The following is a 4522-nucleotide window of genomic DNA, read 5'->3' as shown; positions in this document are numbered from 1 at the left end:
ATCCTCAGGAAGCACAGTATGAATTCATGAGAGGTCATGGCGAACTCGTAGATCTTGCCGAGGCTGAAGGAAGAACAGCCCTGGAAGGCGCTCTCCCCTATCCGCCAGGAGTCATCTGCGTACACGCCGGTGAAGCATGGACCAAGACGGCTGTTGAATACTTCTTGGACCTCGTGGAAGGAATCAACCAGCTCCCGGGCTTTGCTCCTGAAATCCAGGGTGTCTATGTCCAGGAAGGCGAAGACGGCCTGAAGCACGCTTACGGATATGTCCTCAAAAAGGAATTTGAAAAATAATACAGCAAGGGTGGAAATGGGCTTCCACAACGGAAGCCCGGATCCCTCCCAATCAAGGAGGTAATCATGAGTAACAGCTCAAATAAAATGAGCGTATTCCAGCTGACCATTTTAACAGCGGTCAATATGATGGGCTCCGGCATCATCATGCTGCCATCCAAGCTGGCACAGGTCGGCGCGCTCTCTATCGTTTCCTGGCTCGTAACTGCAGTAGGTTCCATGTGTCTGGCATACGTTTTCGCAAAATGCGGCATGTATGCTAAAAAAGGCGGCGGCATGGGCGGTTATGCCGAATACTCTTTCGGGAAAGCCGGCAACTTTATGGCAAACTATACTTACGGCGTTTCACTGATTTTTGCAAATACTGCTATCGCTATTTCTGCCGTAGGTTATGCGCTCGGGTTCCTGAATAAATCCCTCGATCCTATTATGACCTGCGCCGCTACCATCTTCACACTCTGGCTGGCTACCGTCCTGAACTTTGGCGGCGCTAAATACACTGGTCGCGTTTCCTCCATTACTGTATGGGGCGTCATCATTCCATGTATCGGTCTTGCACTGATTGGCTGGTTCTGGTTCTCTCCTTCCTTGTATATCGCTAACTGGAACGTACATGACATGAGCTTTGGCAGCGCTGCTATCAATGCTATTACCATGACCCTGTGGGCATTCCTCGGAATGGAATCTGCATGCGCCAATGCAGATGCCGTTGATAATCCGGAAACGAACGTACCGAAGGCCGTTCTCGGCGGAACACTGATTGCCGCAGCCTGCTACATCGTTTCCACCAACATCATCTTCGGCATTATTCCTTCTGAAGATCTTGTCAGCAGTTCTGCTCCATTCGGACTTGTATTTGCTCACATGTTCGGACCGACCGTCGGCCGCATTATCATGGGCCTCATGGTTCTCTCCTGCTTCGGTTCCCTGCTTGGCTGGCAGTTCACCATTGCCAACGTATTCAAGGCAGGCAGTGATGTAGGATATTTCCCGGCATTCATGAAGAAAATCACATCTACTGAAACTCCATTGATCGGCATGGTAACCATTACCGTTATTCAGTCCCTCTTCTCGCTGATGACCATCAGCCCGACACTGAATGATCAGTTTGAAACACTCGTCAATCTGGCCGTCATTACGAATATCGTTCCGTACCTGCTCTGTATGGCAGCTATTGTCGTCATCATGAAAGCAGTCAACCACTTGGGCTCTGAACTGAAAACGACTAAATTCATTGCATTCGTTGCCTCCATTTACAGCTTGTATGCCTGCTATGCTTCCGGGTTCGAAGCAATGACATACGGCGCTATCGTTACCTTCTTCGGCTGGACACTTTATGGTCTGGTTTCCGATAAATTCGATCTTGATAAAGCCGAAGCCGACAACAAGGCCATTGAAGAAGCCGCTGCAGAAGCAGCAAAACAGTAAGCAATAGTAACTTCAACTAATCAATTACCATCATCTCCATCCTTTATAAAGCATCGCCCTCTCGATAGGGCGGTGCTTCTTTTTTGTCCGATTGATTCTTCGGATTGATTTCAGGATCCTGACAAACTAAAAAGACGGCATCACCTGAATGATGATGCCGCCCTGCTGATGTTATTTATATAGTTTTTCGTATTCCCTTGCCAGGACATAGGCATAGGGTGTTATCTTTCCATCAGGATCTTTTTCCCTGTAAACGCCCTGCAGTTCCGGTTCAAATCCGGGAAAGACATTCGCAACTTCCGCAAAATCGAGGAAATAATCCAGCGCAGTTCTTGTCCATCGTTCACCTGCCTGAACGCATGTAACTCCAGGCGGATACGGAACAGCCGCCTGAAGGACTACACGTCCTTCCACTTCACGAAGAGGAATCAATTCTCCCTGCCCTTTGACCAGTGCCCAGTTTGCCTGCTGAGGGCTCATGAAATATTCAGGAAAATAGGCTTTCTGGAACATTCTCTTCTGCAGGATGTTGATCTTTCTGTCTTTATAGAAATCATGCATTTCCTGGCAAAGTCTCCGGATCGTGTATCCTCTGTATTTCTCTTCATACTTTCTATATATAGATGGAATGACTTTTTCCATGGGGGAATCCTGGTCGATATGCTTTTCAAAACGAACGAGCTTTGCAATCAGGTCTTTAAGCTTTGTCGGTGTTTCTGCCGGCGTCATCAGGAAAAGGATATCATTCAAATCGCATTTCTCCGGGATGACATCGTTATCCCTAAGATAATCTGCCAATATGATCCCGGGAATACCAAAATCTTCATACTCCCCGTTTTCCATATTGATTCCCGGAGTCATCAGCTGCAGTTTCATAGGATCAATGAAATACTGACTCTTCGTATATCCCTGGAAAGAATGCCACTTTCCTCCCGGCTCAAAGGCAAAGTAGGAAATATCATTGGCCATATCCTCCGTGTCGCCATCTTCCCACTTGCTGCCATGAACAACAGGAGGCACAATCGGGCGAAGATATTTACAATGACGGATGACAGATTTTCTTGCTTCAATGGCGTTGACTATACATTCATGCCAAAGCAGCTTTCCGCTCTCCCCTTCCTGCATCTTTGCATTCATATCAAGTGATGCAAAGATCTGGTAATTCGGTGAAGTCGAAGAATTGACCATGAAAGAGTTATTCAGGATCTTATGCGGCAGGTAGCGCTTCTGGCCTTTGATATGAGAATCTTTCTTCAGTATCTGCGAGGCCTGCGAGAATCCAGCCTGCTGTTTATGAACAGACTGCACGACAATAATTCCCGGATCTTCAGGTCCCAGATTCAGGAGAAGAGGACTGCAGTCTTTCATCATGGGAATAAACTGCTCGTATCCGACCCAGGCCGAATCAAAGAAGATATAATCACAAAGATGCCCGATTTTATCCACGACCTGACGGGCATTATATATGCAGCCGTCATAATTGCCAAGCTGGATAACGGCTGCCCTGAGCGGCCTGTCCATCATGGCACGCTTGGGGTCTCTTTCCGCAATCAGCATGCGTATATACTCTTCATTGAAGCAATGATCCAGCACACCGCCAATAAGGCCGAACGGATTCCTTGCTGTTTCCAGATAAATCGGAATAGCTCCCGCCTGTATCAGTGCGCCATAGCCTATCGATTTATGGTTGTTTCTTTCATAAAGAACCAGATCTCCTGGTGCTAAAAGCGCATTTAAAACAACCTTGTTCGCTCCGGATGTCCCGTTCAGCACAAAATACGCTTTATCCGCATGGAAGACCTTCGCTGCATGTTTTTGGGCGGCGAGTGCCGGTCCCTCATGAATAAGAAGATCTCCCATAGCGACGTCTGCATTGCAAAGATCAGCGCGGAATGTGTTTTCTCCATAAAAATCATAGAAGATTTTACCGCCCGGATGTTTTCTGAAATAAGCTCCGCCCTGATGTCCAGGGCAGTCAAATTCAGAATTTCCGCGTTCTACGTACTTCAGCAGACTCCCGAAAAATGGTGGAAGAATCTCTTCTTCATATTTTTCAGCTGCATTTACAATCTGGCGTTCATAGAAACCATGCTCTCCATGCTGGAGGTCGATGATTCCTGAAGCACACTCTATGAGTTTCTCAACATTGCTCTCGCCTGTCAAAATCAGAAATACAGGAACACCAAAAGCACGGATCTTTTCATTTTCGGCAAATTCCGAATCCAAATCTGTAATGATGAGTGCCGACGTATCTGTAAAATCAGTTTGTGCCGCCTTAATGGAATCCCTTCCATTAACTGTTCCGAATATTTCAAATGCCCTCTCGGTATAGGCAATCTTTAACCGTCTCGGCATATAGATTCCCTCCATTTTTCCCTTGGCAAAGCTTTGAAAAAAGAGCTCGTTCAAGCTTCATGCCATTATTTTCCATTACTTTAAGTATATCAAATTTTAACCGTTAAAGCACGGAAATTGTCGAAGAAATCAATGGTTCTCAGCATTTTTAATTACACAGGCAAACCTATTCACTTGCGAAATATTTCCATAAAATACTGCGTAGAATCATGCCCGGTCAAGCAGGCTGAAACATGCGCCGGTTAAGGTAAAATTCAGCTTGCTTTCCTGTCCTTTATGCTATAATGACTTAGATAGTTTCACTAACTACCAACACTAAAGATCTGAATGTCAGAAGACAGGATTTCTTTCCATATGGCTGCCCTTTTCCAAGGGTCTTTTTCATGTCAAAGTACTGCTTTCCATCCAAATTCACATTCAGAGGGAGGTTTCCATGTTGAACC

3 protein-coding genes are annotated in these 4522 nt (G+C 46.2%); 2 read left to right on the top strand and 1 reads right to left on the bottom strand.

Translation table 11 applies throughout. The annotated features are described in order from the left end of the window. Positions 1-296 (top strand): Orn/Lys/Arg family decarboxylase (locus M3200_RS00800; protein WP_502685330.1); only part of this gene is annotated, 296 nt, incomplete at its 5' end. 66 nt (positions 297-362) lie between these two features. Further along, entirely contained in the window at positions 363-1724 is a 1362-nt protein-coding gene (gene potE, locus M3200_RS00795; RefSeq protein ID WP_022381639.1) for a putrescine-ornithine antiporter, read from the top strand. A gap of 171 nt (positions 1725-1895) precedes the next feature. On the opposite strand, the gene speC is transcribed toward potE, so the two are convergent. Beyond that, entirely contained in the window at positions 1896-4079 is a 2184-nt protein-coding gene (speC, locus tag M3200_RS00790; RefSeq protein WP_022381638.1) for an ornithine decarboxylase, read from the bottom strand. Between the last annotated feature and the right edge of the window lie 443 nt (positions 4080-4522).

The sequence above is a fragment of the Dialister sp. CAG:357 genome, assembly GCF_000435155.1.
In the GTDB taxonomy this organism is placed as follows: domain Bacteria; phylum Bacillota; class Negativicutes; order Veillonellales; family Dialisteraceae; genus Dialister; species Dialister hominis.
Note: the sequence above shows the minus strand (reverse complement) of the source record. Positions and strands in the feature narration are given on the sequence as shown.

Bases quoted from the DNA above. Each gene is read 5' to 3' on its own strand.
- potE (WP_022381639.1), top strand. From the start codon at position 363: ATGAGTAACAGCTCAAATAAAATGAGCGTATTCCAGCTGACCATTTTA.
- speC (WP_022381638.1), bottom strand. From the start codon at position 4,079: ATGCCGAGACGGTTAAAGATTGCCTATACCGAGAGGGCATTTGAAATA.